This is a genomic window from Ramlibacter sp. Leaf400, from assembly GCF_001424545.1.
Taxonomy (GTDB): domain Bacteria; phylum Pseudomonadota; class Gammaproteobacteria; order Burkholderiales; family Burkholderiaceae_C; genus Ramlibacter.
The window spans coordinates 148709-168259 of sequence record NZ_LMQL01000008.1 but is presented as its reverse complement, the minus strand read 5'-3'; the positions used below and the strand labels follow the sequence as shown (position 1 = coordinate 168259).

21 protein-coding genes are annotated in these 19551 nt (G+C 70.4%); 13 read left to right on the top strand and 8 right to left on the bottom strand.

What is annotated here, in order from left to right; translation table 11 throughout:
- Positions 1 to 19 precede the first annotated feature (19 nt).
- A complete protein-coding gene (locus ASG30_RS07005) occupies positions 20 to 271 on the bottom strand; it encodes a zinc/iron-chelating domain-containing protein (RefSeq protein WP_055894341.1) in 252 nt (83 codons plus the stop codon).
- A gap of 158 nt (positions 272 to 429) precedes the next feature.
- On the opposite strand from ASG30_RS07005, the gene mnmG reads away from it, so the two are divergent.
- From mnmG to ASG30_RS06955, 10 genes are all read left to right on the top strand, one after another.
- A complete protein-coding gene (gene mnmG, locus ASG30_RS07000) occupies positions 430 to 2379 on the top strand; it encodes a tRNA uridine-5-carboxymethylaminomethyl(34) synthesis enzyme MnmG (RefSeq protein WP_055894339.1) in 1950 nt (649 codons plus the stop codon).
- Positions 2376 to 3023 carry a 16S rRNA (guanine(527)-N(7))-methyltransferase RsmG gene (gene rsmG, locus ASG30_RS06995; RefSeq protein ID WP_055894338.1) on the top strand — a complete coding sequence of 216 codons (648 nt, stop codon included), beginning with the start codon at positions 2376 to 2378 and terminating at the stop codon, positions 3021 to 3023. The genes mnmG and rsmG overlap by 4 nt, the downstream gene beginning before the upstream one ends.
- Before the next feature lie 42 nt (positions 3024 to 3065).
- Positions 3066 to 3680 (top strand): LysE family translocator, encoded by a 615-nt coding sequence (locus tag ASG30_RS06990; protein ID WP_055894336.1) that lies wholly within the window; start codon positions 3066 to 3068, stop codon positions 3678 to 3680.
- 4 nt (positions 3681 to 3684) lie between these two features.
- The gene (locus ASG30_RS06985) at positions 3685 to 4455 is read left to right on the top strand and encodes a ParA family protein (protein WP_055894334.1); all 771 of its coding nucleotides are present in this window, start codon (positions 3685 to 3687) and stop codon (positions 4453 to 4455) included.
- 37 nt (positions 4456 to 4492) lie between these two features.
- Positions 4493 to 5032, top strand: a complete 540-nt coding sequence (locus ASG30_RS06980) for an RBBP9/YdeN family alpha/beta hydrolase (protein WP_055894333.1) — start codon at positions 4493 to 4495, stop codon at positions 5030 to 5032.
- Positions 5033 to 5049: 17 nt separating this feature from the next.
- The gene (locus ASG30_RS06975) at positions 5050 to 5964 is read left to right on the top strand and encodes a ParB/RepB/Spo0J family partition protein (protein WP_055894332.1); all 915 of its coding nucleotides are present in this window, start codon (positions 5050 to 5052) and stop codon (positions 5962 to 5964) included.
- A gap of 112 nt (positions 5965 to 6076) precedes the next feature.
- Positions 6077 to 6715, top strand: coding sequence for a penicillin-binding protein activator LpoB (locus ASG30_RS06970; RefSeq protein ID WP_055894330.1), 639 nt, complete (start codon positions 6077 to 6079; stop codon positions 6713 to 6715).
- A gap of 11 nt (positions 6716 to 6726) precedes the next feature.
- Positions 6727 to 7209, top strand: a complete 483-nt coding sequence (locus ASG30_RS06965; protein WP_055894327.1) for a hypothetical protein — start codon at positions 6727 to 6729, stop codon at positions 7207 to 7209.
- A 26-nt stretch (positions 7210 to 7235) separates the two neighbouring features.
- Entirely contained in the window at positions 7236 to 8093 is an 858-nt protein-coding gene (locus ASG30_RS06960; protein ID WP_055894325.1) for a hypothetical protein, read from the top strand.
- 63 nt (positions 8094 to 8156) lie between these two features.
- Entirely contained in the window at positions 8157 to 9599 is a 1443-nt protein-coding gene (locus tag ASG30_RS06955; protein ID WP_055894324.1) for a tetratricopeptide repeat protein, read from the top strand.
- Positions 9600 to 9767: 168 nt separating this feature from the next.
- Here the strand turns inward: ASG30_RS06955 and ASG30_RS06950 are convergent, their stop codons facing one another.
- The 3 genes from ASG30_RS06950 to ASG30_RS06940 form a co-directional block, all read right to left on the bottom strand.
- Entirely contained in the window at positions 9768 to 10163 is a 396-nt protein-coding gene (locus ASG30_RS06950) for a glycine zipper 2TM domain-containing protein (RefSeq protein WP_055894322.1), read from the bottom strand.
- A 7-nt stretch (positions 10164 to 10170) separates the two neighbouring features.
- Entirely contained in the window at positions 10171 to 11595 is a 1425-nt protein-coding gene (locus ASG30_RS06945) for an FAD-binding oxidoreductase (RefSeq protein WP_055894319.1), read from the bottom strand.
- Between the two features lie 71 nt (positions 11596 to 11666).
- Positions 11667 to 12542 carry an EF-hand domain-containing protein gene (locus ASG30_RS06940; protein ID WP_055894317.1) on the bottom strand — a complete coding sequence of 292 codons (876 nt, stop codon included), beginning with the start codon at positions 12540 to 12542 and terminating at the stop codon, positions 11667 to 11669.
- A gap of 157 nt (positions 12543 to 12699) precedes the next feature.
- Here ASG30_RS06940 and ASG30_RS06935 point away from each other — a divergent pair, with 157 nt between their 5' ends.
- Positions 12700 to 13272: a cob(I)yrinic acid a,c-diamide adenosyltransferase gene (locus ASG30_RS06935; protein ID WP_055894316.1), complete on the top strand. Its 573-nt coding sequence runs from the start codon at positions 12700 to 12702 to the stop codon at positions 13270 to 13272.
- Positions 13273 to 13283: 11 nt separating this feature from the next.
- Here ASG30_RS06935 and ASG30_RS06930 read toward each other — a convergent pair whose 3' ends face one another.
- From ASG30_RS06930 to ASG30_RS06915, 4 genes are all read right to left on the bottom strand, one after another.
- Complete coding sequence (locus tag ASG30_RS06930; protein WP_055894314.1) at positions 13284 to 13706, bottom strand: hotdog fold thioesterase; 423 nt, start codon at positions 13704 to 13706, stop codon at positions 13284 to 13286.
- Positions 13706 to 15040 (bottom strand): solute carrier family 23 protein, encoded by a 1335-nt coding sequence (locus ASG30_RS06925; RefSeq protein ID WP_055894313.1) that lies wholly within the window; start codon positions 15038 to 15040, stop codon positions 13706 to 13708. The genes ASG30_RS06930 and ASG30_RS06925 overlap by 1 nt, the downstream gene beginning before the upstream one ends.
- Before the next feature lie 69 nt (positions 15041 to 15109).
- On the bottom strand, positions 15110 to 15994 hold the full coding sequence (locus ASG30_RS06920; protein ID WP_055894310.1) for an alpha/beta hydrolase: 885 nt from the start codon (positions 15992 to 15994) through the stop codon (positions 15110 to 15112).
- Positions 15995 to 16195: 201 nt separating this feature from the next.
- A complete protein-coding gene (locus ASG30_RS06915) occupies positions 16196 to 16798 on the bottom strand; it encodes a TetR/AcrR family transcriptional regulator (protein ID WP_055894308.1) in 603 nt (200 codons plus the stop codon).
- 105 nt (positions 16799 to 16903) lie between these two features.
- Between ASG30_RS06915 and ASG30_RS06910 the strand changes: the two genes are divergently transcribed.
- Together ASG30_RS06910 and ASG30_RS06905 are read left to right on the top strand one after the other, a co-directional pair.
- A complete protein-coding gene (locus tag ASG30_RS06910) occupies positions 16904 to 19003 on the top strand; it encodes an acetoacetate--CoA ligase (RefSeq protein ID WP_055894307.1) in 2100 nt (699 codons plus the stop codon).
- On the top strand, positions 19000 to 19545 hold the full coding sequence (locus ASG30_RS06905) for a GNAT family N-acetyltransferase (protein ID WP_055894306.1): 546 nt from the start codon (positions 19000 to 19002) through the stop codon (positions 19543 to 19545). The genes ASG30_RS06910 and ASG30_RS06905 overlap by 4 nt, the downstream gene beginning before the upstream one ends.
- The last annotated feature ends 6 nt before the right edge of the window (positions 19546 to 19551 follow it).

The following is a 19551-nucleotide window of genomic DNA, read 5'->3' as shown; positions in this document are numbered from 1 at the left end:
GGATGTGAATGCGAGGGGACTACGCCGTCAGCGCCTCGAGCCGCCGCAGGTAGACCAGCGCCTGCTCGCGCGAGTCGCCGCACATCTCCGGCTGCGGCTGCAGGCCGCCGCACACGGCGGGGCGCTCGGGCCGGCCGAACAGGCGGCAGCGGTTGGCGTCATCGAGCTGGATGCAGCGGACACCGGCGGGCTTGCCGCGGGGCATGCCGGGGATGGCGGAGGAGATCGAGGGCGCGATGCAGCAGGCCGCGCAGCCGGGTCGGCATTCCACGCTCAGTCCTTGGGCGCGAGGGGCTTCATGCGCCGATTGCACCACACGCTCTGGGGCGTGAGCCAGTAAGCGCTTGCTGGCAAGGATTTGCCACTCAAAAGTAAAATCTCGCCCTCCTGGTCTTGACGACCGCCCGCGCCGGCCAAAGGCGCCACTCCATGCTCTATCCCGAAGAATTCGACGTGATCGTCGTCGGTGGCGGCCACGCCGGCACCGAAGCAGCCCTCGCGTCCGCGCGCATGGGCTGCAAGACGCTGCTCCTGACCCACAACATCGAGACGCTGGGCCAGATGAGCTGCAACCCGTCGATCGGCGGCATCGGCAAGGGGCACCTGGTCAAGGAGGTCGACGCGCTGGGCGGCGCCATGGCCATCGCCACCGACGAGGCGGGCATCCAGTTCCGCATCCTCAACAGCTCCAAGGGTCCTGCGGTGCGGGCCACCCGGGCCCAGGCCGACCGCATCCTCTACAAGGCGGCGATCCGCCGCCGGCTGGAGAACCAGCCCAACCTCACGCTGTTCCAGCAGGCGGTGGACGACCTGATGGTGGAGGGCGACCGGGTGGTGGGCGCGGTGACGCAGGTCGGCATCCGGTTCCGCTCGCGCACCGTGGTGCTGACGGCCGGGACCTTCCTGGACGGCAAGATCCACGTCGGGATGAACAACTACGCGGCCGGGCGGGCGGGGGATCCGCCGGCGGTGTCGCTGTCGGCGCGGCTCAAGGAGCTGAAGCTGCCGCAGGGTCGGCTCAAGACCGGCACGCCCCCGCGCATCGACGGCCGCACCATCGACTTCTCCAGGTGCGAGGAACAGCCCGGCGACCTGGACCCCGTGCCGGTGTTCAGCTTCATGGGCCGGGCCGAGATGCACCCGCGGCAGGTGCCGTGCTGGATCACCCACACCAACGAGCGCACGCACGAGATCATCCGTTCGGGCTTCGACCGCAGCCCGATGTTCACCGGGAAGATCGAAGGGGTGGGGCCGCGCTACTGCCCGAGCGTCGAGGACAAGATCAACCGCTTCGCGGGCAAGGACAGCCACCAGGTCTTCCTGGAGCCGGAAGGGCTGACCACCAACGAGTTCTATCCCAACGGAATCTCGACCAGCCTGCCCTTCGACGTGCAGCTGGGCCTGGTGCGCACGTTGCCGGGGCTAGAGCACGCGCACATCCTCCGGCCGGGCTACGCCATCGAGTACGACTACTTCGATCCGCGCTCGCTCAAGGGCAGCTTCGAGACCCGGCAGATCGCCGGGCTGTTCTTCGCCGGGCAGATCAACGGCACCACCGGCTATGAGGAGGCGGCGGCCCAGGGCCTGTTTGCCGGCATCAATGCCGCGCTGCAGTGCCAGGGCCGCGAAGCCTGGCTGCCCCGCCGCGACGAGGCCTACCTCGGCGTGCTGGTGGACGACCTCATCACCAAGGGCGTGACCGAGCCGTACCGCATGTTCACCAGCCGCGCGGAGTTCCGCCTGCAGCTGAGGGAGGACAACGCCGACATGCGCCTGACGGAGCAGGGGCGGCAGCTCGGCCTGGTGACGGACGAGCAGTGGGACAGCTTCAACCGCAAGCGCGACGCTGTTTCACGTGAAACACAGCGGTTGAAGTCGGTGTGGGTGAATCCGCGCAGTCTGCCGGCCGCGGAGGCCGAGCGGGTGCTGGGCAAGAACATCGAGCACGAGCACAACCTTTTCGACCTGCTGCGCCGACCGGGCGTGGCCTACCGCCAGCTGGTGTCGCTGGAGGAGGGCCGCTATGCGGCGGCTGAGGTTTTACGTGAAACACTGGGCGAGCTCTACGAGCCCGTGGTCGAGCAGCTCGAGATCGGCGCCAAGTACGCCGGCTACATCGAGCGCCAGAAGGACGAGGTGGAGCGCGCGGCCCACTACGAGAACATGCGCCTGCCGGCCGAGCTGGACTACATGCAGGTGGCGGCGCTGTCGATCGAGGTGCGGCAGAAGCTGAGCAAGCACCGGCCGGAGACGCTGGGCATGGCGTCGCGGATCTCGGGTGTGACGCCGGCGGCCATCTCGCTCCTGCTGGTCCACCTCAAGAAGAACCGGGTCAAGGGTTTCGCCGAGGCCGCCAACCAGGCGCAGCAGGCGGCATGAGCCTGGAGACTCGACTGGGCGCCGGTCTTCAGGCGCTGGGCCTCGACTTGGCCGAGCCCCAGCGGGATGCGCTGCTGCGCTACCTCGGCCTGCTGGGCAAGTGGAACCAGGTCTACAACCTCACGGCCGTGCGCGACCCCGGCGAGATGCTGGTCCAACACCTTCTGGACAGCCTGGCCGTGATCGTGCCTCTGCGCCGGCAGACCGGTGGCGCCGCCGGGCGACTGCTGGACGTCGGTTCCGGCGGCGGCCTGCCAGGAGCGGTCATCGCCATCTGCTGCCCGGAATTGCGAGTGGACTGCCTGGATGCGGTCGGCAAGAAGGCGGCCTTCGTCCAGCAGGCGGCAGCCGGGCTGCAGCTTCCCAATCTCCGCGGTGTCCATGGGCGGGTGGAGCGGGTGACCGACCGCTACGACGCGGTCAGCTCCCGGGCTTTCGCCTCCCTGGCCGACTTCGTGGCCGGTTCCCGCCAGGCGCTGGCGGAGGAGGGCGTCTGGCTGGCGATGAAGGGCAAGCGGCCGGATGAGGAGATTTCGGCCCTGCCGGCCGACGTGGCTGTGTTTCACGTGGAACAACTCGACGTGCCGGAATTGGCCGCGGAGCGCTGCATCGTGTGGATGCGTCCGGTTCGTCCGAACCGCTGACTTAAACTCGGCCCTCCACAAGACCAAATTCCCGGGGGGTTCATGTTCGGTGTAGCGGACTACGGCGCCTTCGTCGTCGCCATCATCATCTTTCTCGCCATCCCCGGGCCCGGCAACCTGGCGCTGATCACCTCCACCGGGAAGGGCGGCGTTCCCGCTGGGCTGGCCGCCACGCTGGGCATCATCGCGGGCGACCAGGTGCTGATGTGGGCGGCGGTGGCCGGCGTAGCCGCGTTGCTCGTGGCCTACCCAGCCGCTTTCCATGCCGTCCAGTGGCTGGGCGCCGCCTACCTGGCCTGGCTGGGCTTGCGGATGTTGCTGGCCAAGCCGGGCAGTGCCCCGGTGCTCGACATCCAGCCGCGCCATTACTTCCGTCAGGCGGCCGTGATCACCCTGCTGAACCCCAAGGCCATCGTGTTCTACATGGCCTTCTTCCCGCTGTTTATCGACCCGCAGCAACCTGCAAGCCTGCTGACCTTCGGCGGGATGGCCCTGACCATCGCGGTGCTGACCTTCGCCTACGGGCTGGTGGCGGTGCTGCTCACCCATTTCCTGGCCAGCCGGCTGCGGGCCAATCCGCTGGTCGGGCGGGTGCTGGAGAAGGTGGCGGGCCTGTTCCTGATCGGCTTCGGCGTGAAGCTCGCCGTCTCCAGGTAAGCAAATGGCCAAGATCTTTTGCGTCGCCAACCAGAAGGGCGGCGTCGGCAAGACGACCACCACGGTCAACCTGGCCGCCGGCCTGGCCCGCGTCGGCCAGCGCGTGCTGATGGTCGACCTCGACCCGCAGGGCAATGCCACCATGGGTTCGGGCGTGGACAAGCGCAAGCTGGAACTGACGGTCTATGACGTGCTGCTCGAATCCTCGTCCGTGGTCGAAGCCCGGGTGCGCAGCGAGAAGTGCGGCTACGACGTCCTGGGCGCCAACCGCGAACTGGCCGGCGCCGAGGTGGAGCTGGTCGACGTCGAGCGGCGCGAGCGGCGCCTGCGCCAGGCCCTGGCCCCGGTGGAAGCCGAGTACGACTTCGTCCTGATCGACTGCCCGCCGTCGCTGTCCATGCTGACGCTCAATGGCCTGTGCTCGGCCCACGGCGTGATCGTGCCGATGCAGTGCGAGTACTTCGCGCTGGAGGGCCTGACCGACCTGGTCAACACCATCAAGCAGGTGCACGCCAACCTGAACAAGGACCTGCAGATCATCGGCCTGCTGCGCGTGATGTTCGATCCGCGCATCACGCTGCAGCAGCAGGTGAGCGAGCAGCTCAAGGCACACTTCAAGGACAAGGTGTTCGACACCGTGATCCCGCGCAACGTGCGCCTGGCCGAGGCGCCCAGCTACGGCCTGCCCGGCGTGGTGTTCGACCCGGCTGCGCGCGGCAGCCAGGCCTTCATGGAATTCGCGCAGGAGATGGTGGAGCGCATCCGCAAGATGTGACGCCCGGCAGCCCGATCCGCGCGCTCCGCCCGAAGCGATGAAGCCTTCCAACGTCCTGATCCTCCCCGGCTGGCAGAACAGCGGCCCGCAGCACTGGCAGTCGCTGTGGGAGCAGCGGCACGGCTACGTGCGGGTGGAGCAGCACGACTGGCAGCAGCCGCTGCGCGGCGACTGGATCACGCGGCTGGAGGAAGTGCTGCTCACGCGCGATGAGCCCGCCGTGCTGGTGGCGCACAGCCTGGGCTGCGTGCTGGCCGCGGCCTGGGCCTCGGTCACCCGCAACCCGCAGCGGGTGAAGGCCGCGCTGCTGGTGGCGCCGGGCGACGTCGAGCGACCCGAGATCCGGGTGCAGCTTCGCACCTGGTCGCCCTTGCCGCTGCAGCCGCTGCCTTTTCCCAGCGTGCTGGTGGGCAGCCAGGACGACCCTTACTGCGACATCGATCGCGCACGCGGCTTCGCCGAAGACTGGGGCAGCCGCTTCATCGACGTGGGCCCCTGTGGCCACATCAATGCCGATTCGGGGCTGGGCAGCTGGCCGGAAGGCCATGTGCTGCTGCAGGACCTCATGAACCTCTGAGAGAGAGAGAAGCTTCCATGGTGACCAAGAAACCCAAGGGACTGGGCCGCGGCCTCGAGGCGTTGCTCGGGCCGACCGCCGCCGAAGGCGCCGACGCGCCCGCCGCCAACCCGGGCCTGCCCGCCACGCTGCTGCTGGCCGACATGGTGCCGGGCGTGTACCAGCCGCGCACGCGCATGGACGAGGGCGCGCTGTACGAGCTGGCCGAATCGATCAAGGCGCAAGGGATCATGCAGCCGATCCTGGTGCGCAAGCTGGGGGAGGGCGCGCACGCCGGCAAGTACGAGATCATCGCGGGCGAGCGCCGTTTCCGCGCCGCCCGCCTGGCCGGCCTGGACAGCGTGCCCGTGCTGGTGCGCGACGTGCCCGACGAGTCCGCGGCCGCGATGGCGCTGATCGAGAACATCCAGCGCGAGGACTTGAACCCGCTGGAAGAAGCCCAGGGCCTGCAGCGCCTGGTGCGCGACTTCGGCCTGACCCACGAGCAGGCGGCCCAGGCCGTCGGCCGTTCGCGCAGCGCGGCCTCCAACCTGCTGCGCCTGCTGAACCTGGCCGAACCGGTGCAGACCATGCTGATGGCCGGCGACCTGGACATGGGCCATGCCCGCGCGCTGCTGGCGCTGGAGCGGGCGACGCAGATCACGGCGGCCAACCAGATCACCGCCCGCAAGCTGTCGGTGCGCGAGGCCGAGACCCTGGTCAAGAAGATCGGCGCCGAGTTCACGCTCACCTCCCCCAAGCCGAAGAAGGACAAGTCCAGCGACCTTCGCCGGGTGGAGGAGGAGCTTTCCGACCTGCTGATGGCCGCGGTCGAGGTGCGCGTGAAGAAGCGCGTGAAACGCGCGGGCCAGGTCGAGGAGATGGGCGAACTCGCCATCCAGTTCGGCTCGCTGGATGCGCTGAACGGCCTGATCGAGCGCCTGCGCGGCTGATTCCGGCCCGGAAGCCGGTATTACTTCCGGCCTTGTGGCATCACCCACACGGGGGATAGACACCTCTGCCTTAAGTTGCAACAATCCATGTCAGTTGCAACTGGAGGCTTAGATGTACCGCAATCTCCAATCGACGGCGCTGCTCGCGATCGTCGCCGTCCTGGCCGGCTGCCAGACCAATCCCCCACTGCAGAACGCCACCGGCGTGTCGTCCATGGAGGTCGACTCCAGCCGCAAGGGCCCCGTGTCGGGCGTCGGCGTGGAGGGCCAGGACATCGTGGCCATGACCGACCAGATGATGCGGGACATGCTGGCCGAGTCCATCTTCGCGGAAACCGGCAAGCGGCCGCGCGTGATCATCGACAGCGCGCACTTCGTGAACGAAAGTTCGCAGGCGATCAACCGCAACATCATCACGCAGCGGTTGATGGTCAACCTCAACCGCGCGGCCAAGGCTCGCATGCAGTTCGTCAACCGCCAGAACACGGCGATGGTCGAACAGGAGCGCCAGCTCAAGCGCACCGGCACGACTGACCTGGGCACCACCGGCCTGACCAAGGCGCAGCTGGGTGCCGACTACCGCCTGTCCGGCAAGATCAATTCGCTGGACAGCCGCAACGTCAAGACCGGGATGGTGCAGCGCTACACCCAGATCTCCTTCGAGATGACCGACCTGGAGACCGGCGAGATCGTCTGGTCCGGCATCTACGAGTTCTCGCGCGCCGGCGCCGACGACGTCATCTACCGTTGAAGGAAGCGAACATGAAGACGCTGTTCGCGCTCCTCGCCGCCACGGTCCTGGCCGGCTGCGCCACCACGCAGACCACGCCGCCCACCTTCGCCGGCTGCCGCACTTGGGACCAGCAGGCGGGGCAGGGCAACCTGGGCGCGGTGTCGGTGCTGTCGCCCGAACTCGCTCGCGTGATCGGCGTGCACGAGGTGGTGACCTCGCGCACCGGCACCGGGATGGCCTCGGTGCAGACCACGGTGCAGAACTGCAGCGACGTGGACGTGGTGCTCAGCGTGCGCACGCGCTTCACTGGCGACCGCGGCCAGACCGAGCCGCCGAGCGCGTGGAAGACCGTGTTCCTGCCGCCGCGCGGCCAGGCCGTGTACGGCGAGTCGGCCATCTCGCAGGCCACCAGCCGTGTCGCGGTCGACATCTACGACGCCAACCGCGGGCAGTCGCAGTTCGCGCCGGGCCAGACCTACCAGATCCCCGCCGTCACGCCGCCGGCCCGCTGAGCCGGCTTCATCCGAAAGGTCCTGCCATGCTGCGTCGCCTTGCCCTGCTTGGCGTGCCGGTGCTCGCCACCGCCGCCTTCGCGCAAACGCCCCAGATCCCGCCCAGCGCCTACCGGCAGGGGATGCCCGAAGTGGCCACGCCCGCGCCGGCCCCGGTCGCGCCTGCGGCGCATCCGGACTTCGACCGGGCCGCGTTCATGGCGGCCTATGCCCGGGCGGGCCGGCCGACCATCGCCGTGCTGTGGAACCGCGAGTTCGCCGACATGCTGCAGCAGGACTCGGCCTGGCAGATCAACAGCAGCACCGCGCGCGCCGGCATGGCCAGCCGCGAAACGGCGGCCGCGCCGGGCTACATCGGCAGCGAGGCGGCCGGCATGGCGGTGAGCAACACCACCATCACCACGCGCCAGGTGAAGACCGAGCAGGCGCGCCGCGCAGGCCCGGTGGAGCGCACCGACCTGGAGATGCGCAGCGCCTTCATGCAGACCATCACGTCGACGGGCGTGCGGCTGGTCGACCGCAACGTGGTGATGCGCACCACGGCCGCGGCCGGCAAGGGCGGCTCGCTCGACACGCAGCAGGTCGAGACGCAGGCGCTGTCCAAGCATGCGCGCCTGATCATGGAAGTGCTCAACACCCGGGACCCGGCGGCCGCCACCGGCTGGTCGACCTACGTGTCGATCAAGCGCCTGGCCGATGGCGTGGTGCTGGCCGAGGGCTACATGAACGGCCAGCTGCCCGAAGGCACGCCGGCGGCGCCGCCGAAGTTCGAAGCCGACCCGCGCGGGGGCTTCCGCCAGGTGGCGGCCCCGCAGCGCACGGTGACCGATGTGGGCCGCCTGGTCGCGCAGCAGACGCTGGCGCGCCTGGCCGGCGCCCTCTGACGCGCCCGGCCCGCGTTCCCTGATCCCTTCTTCTTCCTTCGTTCCCTTCCTGGAGTGATGACCATGAGTGCTCGTCCCGTTTCGCGCCTGCGCGCCTCCTGCGTCTCGGTGGCGCTTGCCTGCGGCGGCCTGTGGGCCGTGCCGGCCCACGCCCAGTTCGGCGGGCTGTTCCAGAACATCATGCAGATGCAGATGCAGCAACAACAGCAGCAGCAGGCCAAGCAGGCGGCCGAGCAGGCCGCGAACCCGACCAAGAAGTGGGGCGCCTCCAAGCCGGTGGCGCCCGAAGTGCAGGCGGCGGCCACCGAGTTCGCGGGCAAGGTGCCGGCGGCCGACCTGCGGCCGCTGATGGAGCGCCTCTTCATCGAGGGCGAGCGCAACGCCACGCTCAACCTGCAGCGCATCGGCATGGCGGCGCTGGCCGCCGGCAACGTGGACCTGGCCGAGAAGGCTTTCGAGGCGGCCGTGGCCCGCATCGAGATGATCTACGCCGACAACCCCGAGGCGCAGAAGGCCAAATCGCTCTGGTCGGCCGAGAAGGTGAAGGACTTCAAGGGCGAGCCCTACGAGCGGTCCATGACCTACTTCTACCGCGGCCTGGTGTGGGCGGCGAAAGGTGACTTCCAGAACGCGCGCGCCATGTTCAAGCAGGCCGACTACCAGGACACGGTGGCCGAGGCCGAGCAGTACGCCGGCGACTTCGGCCTGATGCCCTACATGGCGGGCTGGGCCAGCTACTGCGACGGCAATACGCAGCTGTCCAAGGAGTTCGTGCAGCAGGCCGCCAAGGGCGACAAGGCGTACGAGGGCCTGTCGGCCGACCGGCCGGTGCTGGTGCTGTTCGAGACCGGCCGCGTGCCGTTCAAGTACGGCGGCGGCAAGTTCGGCGAAGCGCTGATGTGGCAGTCGCACAAGCTGGCCGACACCACCGTGAAGAAGGCCTGCCCGGAAGGCGGCGGCGCCTGCGTGTCCGAGCAGTTCACCGTCGGCGCCGACGTCGGCTACCAGGCCACGACGCGCGGCGGCCGTCCGGTGGACGCGGTGCTGGGCGGCAAGGCCTCGTTCAAGGAAGGCGCCCAGACCGTCTCGGACGTGGCGAGCACGATCGGCGCGGTGGGCCTGCAGACCGCGCTGGCCACCGGCAACCGCGACGCCGCCGGCCTGGGCATGGTCGGCATGTTCGCGGGGCTGGTGGCCCAGGGCGTGGCGCAGTCCACCCAGGCCCAGGCCGACATCCGCGAGTGGGAGCAGCTGCCCGGCACCGTGTGGCTGGGCAGCGCGGACCGCAAGGTCACTGCGGCCAAGGTCGGCGTGACGCTGGAGTCCGAGGGCAACACCTCGGTGGTGCCGGCCACGCGCCTGGTGAACTCGCAGCGCTGCCAGCTGTACTGGGGCCGCAACCTGGCGCCGATGTCGCTGCTGTCCGAGGCCGGCCCGCTGGAGCCGGGCGAGCACCAGCGCGATGGCGCGTTCCGCCAGGAAGTGCAGGCGCTGTTCGCGCAGTAAGCCGGTTACGTCATCCCCGCGGAGGCGGGGAGGCCAACCCTCGTCGTCCCCGCGAAAGGCGGGGAGGCCAACTCTCGTCATCCCCGCGGAGGCGGGGACCCAGGGCTTTCGGCAGTCCGCGAAAGCGGACGCATTGGCTTCCCGCCTTCGCGGGAATGACGGGTGAAGTCAGTCGCGCGGCACGGCCAGCCAGGCGCCCAGGCCGGCGCCCAGTGCAGTGGCCGCGACACGGCCGCTGCCGCCGCCGACCTGCGATCCGATCAGGCCACCGGCCAGGCCGCCCAGCGCGGCCTCGGGGCTGTACTGGCCCTGGGCCGCCATCGCGCCGATGGCCGCACCCGCCCCGGCGGCCGCGAGCCGCCCGTTGCCCGATCCCACCTGCGCGCCCGCCAGACCGCCGACCAGCGCGCCCAGCCCGACACGAGCCGGGTCGTTCTGCACCTGCGGCACCGGCACCATCGCGTTGAGCGCGGGGTGGCCGTAGTTCACCTGTGAAGCCGGTCGGTGTGCGCAGGCGCCGACCATCAGGCAGGCGGCGAGCAGCAGGGGCGTGGTGGGCTTCATCGCGGGCTCAGAGCGAGAAGATCTTCCCGGGGTTGAGGATGTTCTTCGGGTCCAGCGCCCGCTTGATGGTGCGCATCATGTCCACCGCGCCGGCGCCGGCCTCGGTGACCAGGAAGCCCATCTTGTGCAGGCCGACGCCATGTTCGCCGGTGCAGGTGCCGCCCAGGTTGAGCGCGCGCGTCACCAGCTTGTGGTTCAGGTCCTCGGCCACCTCGCGTTCGCGCGCCTCGTTGGGGTCGAGCAGGTAGCCGAAGTGGAAGTTGCCGTCGCCCACGTGGCCGACCAGGAAGTAGGGGATGCCGCTGCCATCGGCTTCCTTCACCGAGTCGAGCAGGCAGTCGGCCAGGCGCGAGATCGGCACGCAGGTGTCGGTGGAGATCGCGCGGCAGCCCGGCCGCGACTGGATGGCGGCGAAGTACGCGTTGTGCCGCGCGGTCCACAGGCGGGTGCGTTCCTCCGGCGTGGTGGCCCACTCGAAGGCGTTGCCGCCGAACTCGCTGGCGATCTCCTGCACCGTCTCGGCCTGCTCCTTCACGCCGGCCGGCGAGCCGTGGAATTCCATCAGCAGCATCGGCTCTTCGCGCAGGCCCAGCTTGCTGTGCGCGTTGACCATCCGCACCGTGTGGTGGTCGATCAGTTCCACCCGCGCGATCGGCACGCCCAGCTGGATGACCTGGATGACGGTGCGCACCGCGGCCTCGATGCTCGGGAAGGAGCACACCGCCGCCGAGATCGCCTCGGGGATGGGGTAGAGCCGCAGCGTGATCTCGGTGATCACGCCCAGCGTGCCTTCGCTGCCCACCATCAGCCGCGTGAGGTCGTAGCCGGCCGAGGACTTCTTGGCGCGCGTGCCGGTGCGGATCACCTCGCCCGAGGCGGTGACGACTTCCAGGCCCAGCACGTTCTCGCGCATGGTCCCGTAGCGCACGGCGTTGGTGCCGGAGGCGCGCGTGGCGCTCATGCCGCCGAGGGTGGCGTCGGCACCCGGGTCGATCGGGAAGAACAGGCCGGTACTGCGGATCTCGTCGTTCAGCTGCTTGCGGGTGACGCCGGCCTGCACGGTGACGGTGAGGTCCTCGGGATTGACCGACAGCACCTTGTTCATGCGGCCCAGGTCGATGCTGATGCCGCCCTGCACGGCCAGCAGGTGGCCTTCCAGGGAGGAGCCGACACCGAACGGGATGACCGGCACGTCGTGCTGCGAGGCGAGCGCGACCGCATCGGCCACGTCCTGCGTCTTCTCGGCGAACACCACGGCGGCGGGCGGAGGCACCTCGAAGGAGGACTCGTCACGGCCGTGCTGCTCGCGCACCGCCGCCGCGGTGGAGCACTGAGCGCCGAAGCGCGCCTGCAGCGCATCCAGCAGCGCCTGCGGCACTGGCCGCGGATGGAATTCGGGAACGAGGTGGGACACGGCGGTGGGCGCGTTCATGGGCAAGTCTCCTGGAGCCGGCCAGTTTACGCCGAGGCCGCGGCGCGGCCCAACGGTCGCGCCGCGCTCTGCTAGCGCAGGCTGTCGTCGTATTCGGACCGCGAAACCGAACCGTCGCGGTTGGTGTCCATGTCCTCGAAGGTCATCGTCACCAGCGGCAGCCGCAGCGCCTCGGCGCGCGACAGCAGCCCGTCGCCGTTGCCGTCGGCCTGCAGGAAGAACTGCGCCACCTGCAGGGCCGTGAGCGGCCCGCCCCGCGCCACCACGGCCCCCGGCGACACCGACGGCACGCCGCCGGTGAGCCCGCCCGCGCTCCCGACCGAGGCGCCCTGGACCACGCCGGTGGCGCCCGGCGTCGCGCCGATCCCGGCGGTGCCGGGTGCGGCGCCGGGCGTCCCCACGCTGACGGCCGCGCCCGCGTTGCCCGCCGCGGCAGCGCCGTTCGGATCGAGCACCGCGGCGGCCGCGCCGGCGGGACCGATGACGCCGGCATCGATCGGCTGGCCCGTGGTCGTCGTGCCCAGCGGGTTCACCACGCCGCGCGTGCTGCTGGTCACGCCGCCGGCCGTGCCCACGGTGCCGGCCACGCTGGGGGCGATCGCGGTCGGCGCGGTGATCGCGGCACTGGTGCCGGGCGCGGCGATGCTGGTGGAGGAGATGCCGGCCGGGAAGGGTGAAGGCGACGCCAGGCCCGAGGGCGAGGGCGCGCCCAGGGGCAGCGTGCCCGTGCCGGCGCCAGGCGCGACCGCGATCGGGTTGCGCGTGGCCGGTACCGTGGCGCCCCCCGCGTTGCCGCCGGAGATGCCGATGCCCGCCGCCCGCGGCGAGGTGGCGCTGCGCACCGGTGCCTGCGCGGCTGCGAAGCCTGCGCACAGGGTGAGGACCAGGGTCGCGAGCACGGCGCGCGGCCTGGGCAGGAGGAAGGAGGAGGCGGAAGGCTGCTTCATGGCGGACTCCTGGAGCTTCCCCATGGTGGCGCGGCTGGGCCACGTGCGTGTCGCGCTATCGCGAGAGTCGGCGTAGGACGGCTCGCACCCGGCCATGGCCGAGGCCGTCAGGGGCCGCGATGGGACAATCCGCCCCACATTCCAAGAGGAGCCAAAGATGGGCAAGCGCCTGACGCAGATCGCCACCCGCACCGGCGACGACGGCACCACGGGCCTGGGCGACAACACCCGCGTGCCCAAGCACAGCGCGCGCGTGCAGGCCATGGGCGACGTGGACGAGCTCAACTCGCACATCGGTCTGCTGCTGTGCGAGAAGCTGCCGGACGAGGTGCGCACGCTGCTGGTCGAGGTGCAGCACCAGCTGTTCAACCTGGGCGGCGAGCTGTCGATCCCGGGCTACGAGCTGATCAAGCCCGAGGCGCTGGCCGTGCTGGACGACGCGCTCGCGCTGCACAACGGGCGCCTGCCCAAGCTGGAGGAGTTCATCCTGCCGGCCGGCACGCGGGCCGCGTCGCAGGCGCATGTCTGCCGCACGGTGGCGCGGCGGGCGGAACGTTCGGTGGTGGCGGTCGGACAGTCCGAGCAGGTCAACGACACGCCCCGTCGCTACCTCAACCGCCTGTCGGACCTGATGTTCGTGCTGGCCCGCGTGCTCAACCGAATAGACGGCGGCGACGACGTCTACTGGAAGAGCGAGCGGATGGCGCGCGGCGGCGCCGATCCGCAATAAGCCGCAGCGCTTCAGCGCCCCTGCAGCATCGCCATCGTGATGCGCGACACGCAGGTGGGCTGGCCCTGGTCGTTGCTCAGCTCGATGGCCCACACCTGCGTGCTGCGGCCGATGTGCACCGGCCGCGCGATGCCGGTGACCCAGCCCTGGCTGGCGCTGCGCAGGTGGTTGGCGTTGATGTCCAGGCCCACCGCACGCGTCCCCGTCTCGGCGGTGAACGCCGCGCCGCAGGAGCCCAGCGTCTCGGCCAGCACGACCGACACCCCGCCGTGCAGGATGCCGTAGGGCTGGCGCGTGCGCGTGTCCACCGGCACGCGCGCGCGGATGAAGTCGTCGCCGACCTCCAGGAACTCGATGCCCAGGTGCTCCACCGCGGTGCCGACATGCATCTCGGTCAGGCGCTCCACCGAGATCGGCTGCTTCCAGATCGGCATCAGCGCTGCACCGGCGTGGCCGTGGCCGTGGTCTGCGCGGCGGGGCGGCTGCCGCCGCGGCTGAGCAGGGCGTAGAGCAGGATGGCGCCGAAGGTCGCGGTGCCGATGCCGCCCAGCGCGAAGCCGCCGAACTTCAGCGTGAAGTCGCCGGTGCCCAGCACCAGCGTCACCGCCGCCACGATCAGGTTGCGGTTGTCCGAGAAGTCCACCCGGTTGTCGACCCAGATCTTGGCGCCGGCGGCCGCGATCAGGCCGAACACCACGATGGACACGCCGCCCATCACCGGCAGCGGGATGGCCTGGATCACCGCGCCGAACTTCGGCGAGAAGCCCAGCACGATGGCGATGGCGGCGGCGAACACGAAGATGGCGGTCGAGTAGATCTTGGTCGCGGCCATCACGCCGATGTTCTCGGCGTACGTGGTCACGCCCGTGCCGCCGGAAGCGCCGCTGACCATGGTGGCCACGCCGTCGCCGATGAAGGCCCGGCCCATGTAGGCGTCCAGGTTGCGGCCGGTCATGGCGGTCACGGCCTTGATGTGGCCCAGGTTCTCGGCCACCAGGATGATGGCCACCGGCGCGATCATCAGCATGGCCGGGCCGCTGAACACCGGCGCGGCGAAAGCGGGGGCACCGAACCACGGCGCGGCGATGATGCCGCTGAAGTCCATCGGCTTGCCCATGCCCAGCCCGTTGGTGAGCACCGCGTAGATCACGCTGGCGACGATCAGGCCGACCAGGATCAGCAGACGCTGCACCATGCCCCGGGTAAACACCGCGACCACGGCCACGCTGACGAACGTGACGGCCTGCATCCAGGAGTCGAAGCTGCTGGCGGCCATGTTCTTGATCGGGATGCCGGCCAGGTTCAGGCCGATCACCGCGACCACCGCACCGGTGACCACCGGCGGCATGAAGCGCTCGATCCAGCCGGTGCCCACCGCCTGCACGACCAAGCCGATCAGCGTGTAGAGCACGCCGCAGGCGATGATGCCGCCCAGCGCCACGCCGATGTTGGCGTTGGGCCCCTTGCCGGCGTAGGCGGTGGCAGCGATCACCACGCCGATGAAGGCGAAGCTGGAGCCGAGGTAGCTGGGCACCTTGCCGCCGGTGATCAGGAAGAAGATCAGCGTGCCCACGCCGCTCATGAGGATGGCGACATTGGGGTCGAAGCCCATGAGGATGGGCGCGAGCACGGTGGCGCCGAACATGGCGATCACGTGCTGCACGCCCATGGCGGCCGTCTGCGGCCAGGGCAGGCGTTCCTCCGGCCCGATCACTCCGCCTTGCTGCAGGACCTGCGCAGGCCGCTCCGTCCAGGTGAACATTCCCATCTTCTCCGCTCCTTCTTGTGTTGAAGCAGCAGATGCTAAGCGCCGCCCCTGCGGGCGACAAGCGGCGCGTCAGCGCAGGAAGTCGGCCACCTCGCGCAGCACCGGCGGTTCCTTGAGCAGCTTGCGGTGGCCCATGCCCTCGGTGGCCAGCAGCCGCGCGCCGGCGATCTCGCTGGCGAAGGCCTGGCCGTCGGCGAAGCGGTTGATGCGGTCGCCGCGGTCGTGCACCACCAGCGTGGGCAAGTCGATGCGCGCGCCCACGGCCTGCGGCTCGAACTGCGCCATCAGGACGCCTTCGCGCGCCTCGATGCGCGCCTGCATGCGCGAGCGCGTGCCTTCCGACAGGCCGAAGACGGCGGCGAACAGGCGCGTGTACTCGCGCGGCGAGGCCGGCGGCGCCAGCAGCACCAGCCGCTCCACCGGCAGGCCGCGGCTGGTGGCGTAGGCCGCGCCGTTGGCGCCCAGCGAATGCGCCACCAGCGCGCGCAGCTGGTGGCCCTGCTGCAGCAGGCGGGCGCCCACGTACTCGATGGCGCGGGCGAACTGCGGCAGGTTGCTGACCGCGCCGGCGCTGCGGCCATGGGCCGGCATCTCCACGATCACCGGCCGCAGCCCGGCGCGGATCGCGGCGTCGGCCAGCGGCAGCATCTGCCGCGCATGGCCGCCCCAGCCGTGGACCAGCAGCACCACCGGCGCGTGCGGCGCCACGGGTCGCGAGTAGAGCGTCAGGCTCGCGTCCTCGAAGGGCCAGGCCTCGATGTGCCAGTCGCTGTCCCAGGCGCCCTTGCGCTGCAGCCACTTGGGCGGCAGCGGCGTGCCGAACAGGCGCAGCGAGGCGCGCACGGCCAGCGACGGCCAGATGCGTTGGGACGCGCCCAGCGCCAGGCGGAACAGGCGCAGCCCGGGGCCGGCCTGGTAGAAGTCGGACGTGGCCTGCACGGCGGTGCGTGTCATCGCGTTGTCCTTTCAGTAGAAGACCATGTCTTCGTTGCGCCGGGGCAGGCTGCGCAGCGAACGCAGGGCGGCGCGGCCGCCGGCGATGCCGCCCCAGGCGAGGGCGATGGCGAGGAGGATCAGCATGGCGGTTCCTTTCTTCGCACGGCTGTGCGAAATGTGGTTGAGCGAAGGGCGAGGGGCATCTTCTTCTGGGGGAACTCAGGCGATGTAGGTGGAGAGCAGCCGGCGCCAGGTCGACTGCACGCGCTCGGCCGTGCGCGGCTCTCGCAGGAAGCGCACGTCGTGCACCATGCCCAGCATCAGCGAGTAGATCTCGCTGACGAACTGCTCGGCATCGGTGTCGGTCTTCAGGTGCCCGGCCTCGACGGCCTGCTGCACGGTGCGCCGCAGCGCCGAGCGCCAGCGCAGGATCTCGCTGTGCAGGTGGTCACGAAGCGGGCCGTCGCGGTCGTCCAGCTCGAAGGCGCCGGCCGAGAACACGCAGCCCGATTTGGCTTCCACGTCACGCGTGCGCACGATCCAGCGCTGCACGATGGTGTCCAGCCGCGGCAGGCCCTTGGGCTGCTGCATCGCGGGCACGAAGACGTCGTCGATGAAGCGGCGGCCGAATTCCTCCACCACCGCCTTCTGGAGCGTCTCGCGCGAACCTACTCGCGAAAACACGCCGCTCTTCGAGAGCCCGATGCGGTCGGCGACCGCCTGCAGGGTGATGGATTCCAGCCCTTCGGCCGCGGCCAGGTCCAGCGCCGCACCGATGATGGCGGCGCGGGTCAGTTCGCTGCGCTGGGTCTTGGCTTCCATGCGAGGCACTTTAGCACGGGTGTGCGAAAACGCAAGCCGAGCGGTTTTTCATCCGGGTGTTCGCCCGATGCATCGGCCGGGGCGCCGCTGCTACGCTAGCCCGCCATGCGCACCGTGCCCGACCGAATCCCCCAGATCCGCCTCTACCAGGAGTGGCTGCAAGAGCGCACCGGGCGCTCGTTCGCGAACTACGACGAGCTCTGGCGCTGGTCGGTGCAGGACCTGGACGGCTTCTGGCAGAGCATCTGGGACGCCTTCCGGATCGAGTCGCCGACCCGGCACCGGGCGGTGCTGGCGAAGGCCTCGATGCCGGGCGCGCAGTGGTTCCCCGGCGCACAGGTGAATTACGCGCGGCAGGTGCTGCGCCATGCCGACGCCGCGCACGCCGCGGGGTTCCCCGCCCTGGTCAGCCGCAACGAACAGGGCCAGCACCGCGAGCTGTCCTGGCCCGAGCTGCGCCGCCAGGTGGCGTCGGTCGCGCTGCACCTGAAGGCGCAGGGCCTGCAGCCGGGCGACCGCGTCGCGGCCTACCTGCCCAACGTGCCGGAGGCCATCGTCGCCTTCCTCGCGGTGGTGAGCCTGGGCGGCATCTGGAGCATCTGCGCGCCCGACATGGGCACCCATGCCGTGCTGGACCGCTTCCGCCAGATCGAGCCCAAGGTGCTGATCGCCTGCGACGGCGTGAGCTACGGCCACAAGGCGTTCGACCGCAGCGGGGTGGTCGCCGAATTGCGCGCGCAGTTGCCCACGGTGCAGCACCTGCTGGCGCTGCGCAACCTGGGCGGCGACGCCGCGGCAGCGCTGGCGGCGGATGCGTGGTTCGACCAGGCCGCGGCCCGCGACGACCAGGCCACCGCGGCCTTCGAGCCGGTGTGGCTGCCGTTCGACCACCCGATCTGGATCGTCTACTCCAGCGGCACCACCGGCCTGCCCAAGCCCATCGTGCACGGCCACGGCGGCATCCTGCTGGTGATGCTGGCCCACCTGGTGCTGCACAGCGACGTCGGCTGCAGCTACCACCCCAACACCTGGGGCGAGCGCTTCCACTGGTACAGCTCCACCGGCTGGGTGATGTGGAACGCGCAGATGGCGGGACTGCTCAACGGCACGACCTGCTGCCTCTACGACGGCAATCCCGCGGGGGCCAAGGACGCGCCCGACTGGTCCACGCTGTGGCGCTTCGCGGCCGAGCTGGGCGTCACCTTCTTCGGCGCCGGCGCGGCGTTCTTCGCCAACTGCATGAAGGCGGGGCTGGACCTGTCGTCCATGCCGCGCCTGCAGTCCGTGCGCGCGCTGGGCACCACCGGCTCGCCGCTCTCGGAAGAGGTGCAGCGCTGGACCAATGCGCAGTTCGAGCGCCTGGGCAAGCCGGGCACGCGCGACGACGGGCCGCCCCTAGGCGCGCGCGCCCCCTCGGGGGGCAGCGCGCCACGCGAAGCGGGGGAGCGTGGGGGCGGAATCTGGTGGTCGAACATCTCCGGCGGCACCGACTTCGCCGGCGCCTTCATCGGCGGCAACCGCGAGCTGCCGCTGGTGCCCGGCGAGATGCAGTGCCGCCTGCTCGGCTGCTCGGTCGAGGCCTGGGACGAGCAAGGGCGCCCCGTGGTGGACGAGGTGGGCGAGCTGGTGTGCACGCGGCCCATCCCCTCCATGCCGCTCTACTTCTGGAACGACGAGGGCCACAAGCGCTACCTCTCGTCCTACTTCGACACCTACCCGGGCGTCTGGCGCCACGGCGACTGGCTCAAGATCACCTCGCGCGGCGGCTGCATCATCTACGGCCGCAGCGACGCCACCATCAACCGCCACGGCCTGCGCATGGGCACCAGCGAGCTGTACAGCGCGGTGGAGTCGCTGCCGGAGGTGCTCGACTCCATGGTGGTGGACCTGGAGTACCTGGGCCGCGAAAGCTGGATGCCGCTGTTCGTGGTGCTGCGGCCCGGCCTGCAGCTGGACGACGGCCTGCGCAAGCGCCTGAACGACGCGATCCGCACGGCGCTCAGCCCGCGCTTCATCCCCGACCAGATCTACCAGGTGGCGGAGATCCCGCGCACGCTCACCGGCAAGAAGCAGGAGCTGCCGGTCAAGAAAATGCTGCTCGGGCAGGCGCCGGAGAAGGTGGTCAACCTCGACGCCATGGCCAACCCCGGCTGCCTGGACTGGTACGTGCAGCTGGCGCGCGAGCGCCATCACGCGCGCGCGTGAGCCCCTTCGGCTTCGTCCCGGTCACCCGCGGCGACTACCCCCTGATCTCCTCCTGGCTGCGCCAGCCCCACGTGCGGCGCTGGTGGTGCGACGACCCCGCGCCCGAGGCCGTGGAAGCCGAATACGGCGGCGTGATCGACGGCACCGAGCCCGCGCAGGTCTTCATCGCGTACCGCGACGGCCGCCCCGTCGGCCTGGTGCAGCGCTTCGCGCTGGCCGGCTACCCGCCGTACGCCGAGGAGATCGCCCAGTGGACCGACGTGCCGTTGCAAGCGTGGAGCCTGGACTATTTCCTGGGCGAGCCCGGCACGCTGCAGCGCGGCTGGGGCACGGCGCTCGTCGGCCAGCTCACCGAAGGCATCTGGGCGCATGCGCAAGAGGCCACGGCGGTGATCGTGCCGGTGCATGCGGACAACCGCGCTTCGTGGCGCGTGCTCGAACGCAACGGCTACCGGCGCGTCGCGCGAGGCGAGTTCGAGCCGGACAACCCGGTGGACACGCCGGAGCACTTCATCTACCGGCTCGATCGGCCCGCGGCTTGACGCGGC

What these genes read in the sequence shown, in the direction of transcription:
- mnmG (WP_055894339.1), top strand. Translation starts at nt 430, where the DNA reads ATGCTCTATCCCGAAGAATTCGACGTGATCGTCGTCGGTGGCGGCCAC.
- rsmG (WP_055894338.1), top strand. Translation starts at nt 2,376, where the DNA reads ATGAGCCTGGAGACTCGACTGGGCGCCGGTCTTCAGGCGCTGGGCCTC.
- ASG30_RS06990 (WP_055894336.1), top strand. Translation starts at nt 3,066, where the DNA reads ATGTTCGGTGTAGCGGACTACGGCGCCTTCGTCGTCGCCATCATCATC.
- ASG30_RS06985 (WP_055894334.1), top strand. Translation starts at nt 3,685, where the DNA reads ATGGCCAAGATCTTTTGCGTCGCCAACCAGAAGGGCGGCGTCGGCAAG.
- ASG30_RS06980 (WP_055894333.1), top strand. Translation starts at nt 4,493, where the DNA reads ATGAAGCCTTCCAACGTCCTGATCCTCCCCGGCTGGCAGAACAGCGGC.
- ASG30_RS06975 (WP_055894332.1), top strand. Translation starts at nt 5,050, where the DNA reads ATGGTGACCAAGAAACCCAAGGGACTGGGCCGCGGCCTCGAGGCGTTG.
- ASG30_RS06970 (WP_055894330.1), top strand. Translation starts at nt 6,077, where the DNA reads ATGTACCGCAATCTCCAATCGACGGCGCTGCTCGCGATCGTCGCCGTC.
- ASG30_RS06965 (WP_055894327.1), top strand. Translation starts at nt 6,727, where the DNA reads ATGAAGACGCTGTTCGCGCTCCTCGCCGCCACGGTCCTGGCCGGCTGC.
- ASG30_RS06960 (WP_055894325.1), top strand. Translation starts at nt 7,236, where the DNA reads ATGCTGCGTCGCCTTGCCCTGCTTGGCGTGCCGGTGCTCGCCACCGCC.
- ASG30_RS06955 (WP_055894324.1), top strand. Translation starts at nt 8,157, where the DNA reads ATGAGTGCTCGTCCCGTTTCGCGCCTGCGCGCCTCCTGCGTCTCGGTG.
- ASG30_RS06950 (WP_055894322.1), bottom strand. Translation starts at nt 10,163, where the DNA reads ATGAAGCCCACCACGCCCCTGCTGCTCGCCGCCTGCCTGATGGTCGGC.
- ASG30_RS06945 (WP_055894319.1), bottom strand. Translation starts at nt 11,595, where the DNA reads ATGAACGCGCCCACCGCCGTGTCCCACCTCGTTCCCGAATTCCATCCG.
- ASG30_RS06940 (WP_055894317.1), bottom strand. Translation starts at nt 12,542, where the DNA reads ATGAAGCAGCCTTCCGCCTCCTCCTTCCTCCTGCCCAGGCCGCGCGCC.
- ASG30_RS06935 (WP_055894316.1), top strand. Translation starts at nt 12,700, where the DNA reads ATGGGCAAGCGCCTGACGCAGATCGCCACCCGCACCGGCGACGACGGC.
- ASG30_RS06930 (WP_055894314.1), bottom strand. Translation starts at nt 13,706, where the DNA reads ATGCCGATCTGGAAGCAGCCGATCTCGGTGGAGCGCCTGACCGAGATG.
- ASG30_RS06925 (WP_055894313.1), bottom strand. Translation starts at nt 15,040, where the DNA reads ATGGGAATGTTCACCTGGACGGAGCGGCCTGCGCAGGTCCTGCAGCAA.
- ASG30_RS06920 (WP_055894310.1), bottom strand. Translation starts at nt 15,994, where the DNA reads ATGACACGCACCGCCGTGCAGGCCACGTCCGACTTCTACCAGGCCGGC.
- ASG30_RS06915 (WP_055894308.1), bottom strand. Translation starts at nt 16,798, where the DNA reads ATGGAAGCCAAGACCCAGCGCAGCGAACTGACCCGCGCCGCCATCATC.
- ASG30_RS06910 (WP_055894307.1), top strand. Translation starts at nt 16,904, where the DNA reads ATGCGCACCGTGCCCGACCGAATCCCCCAGATCCGCCTCTACCAGGAG.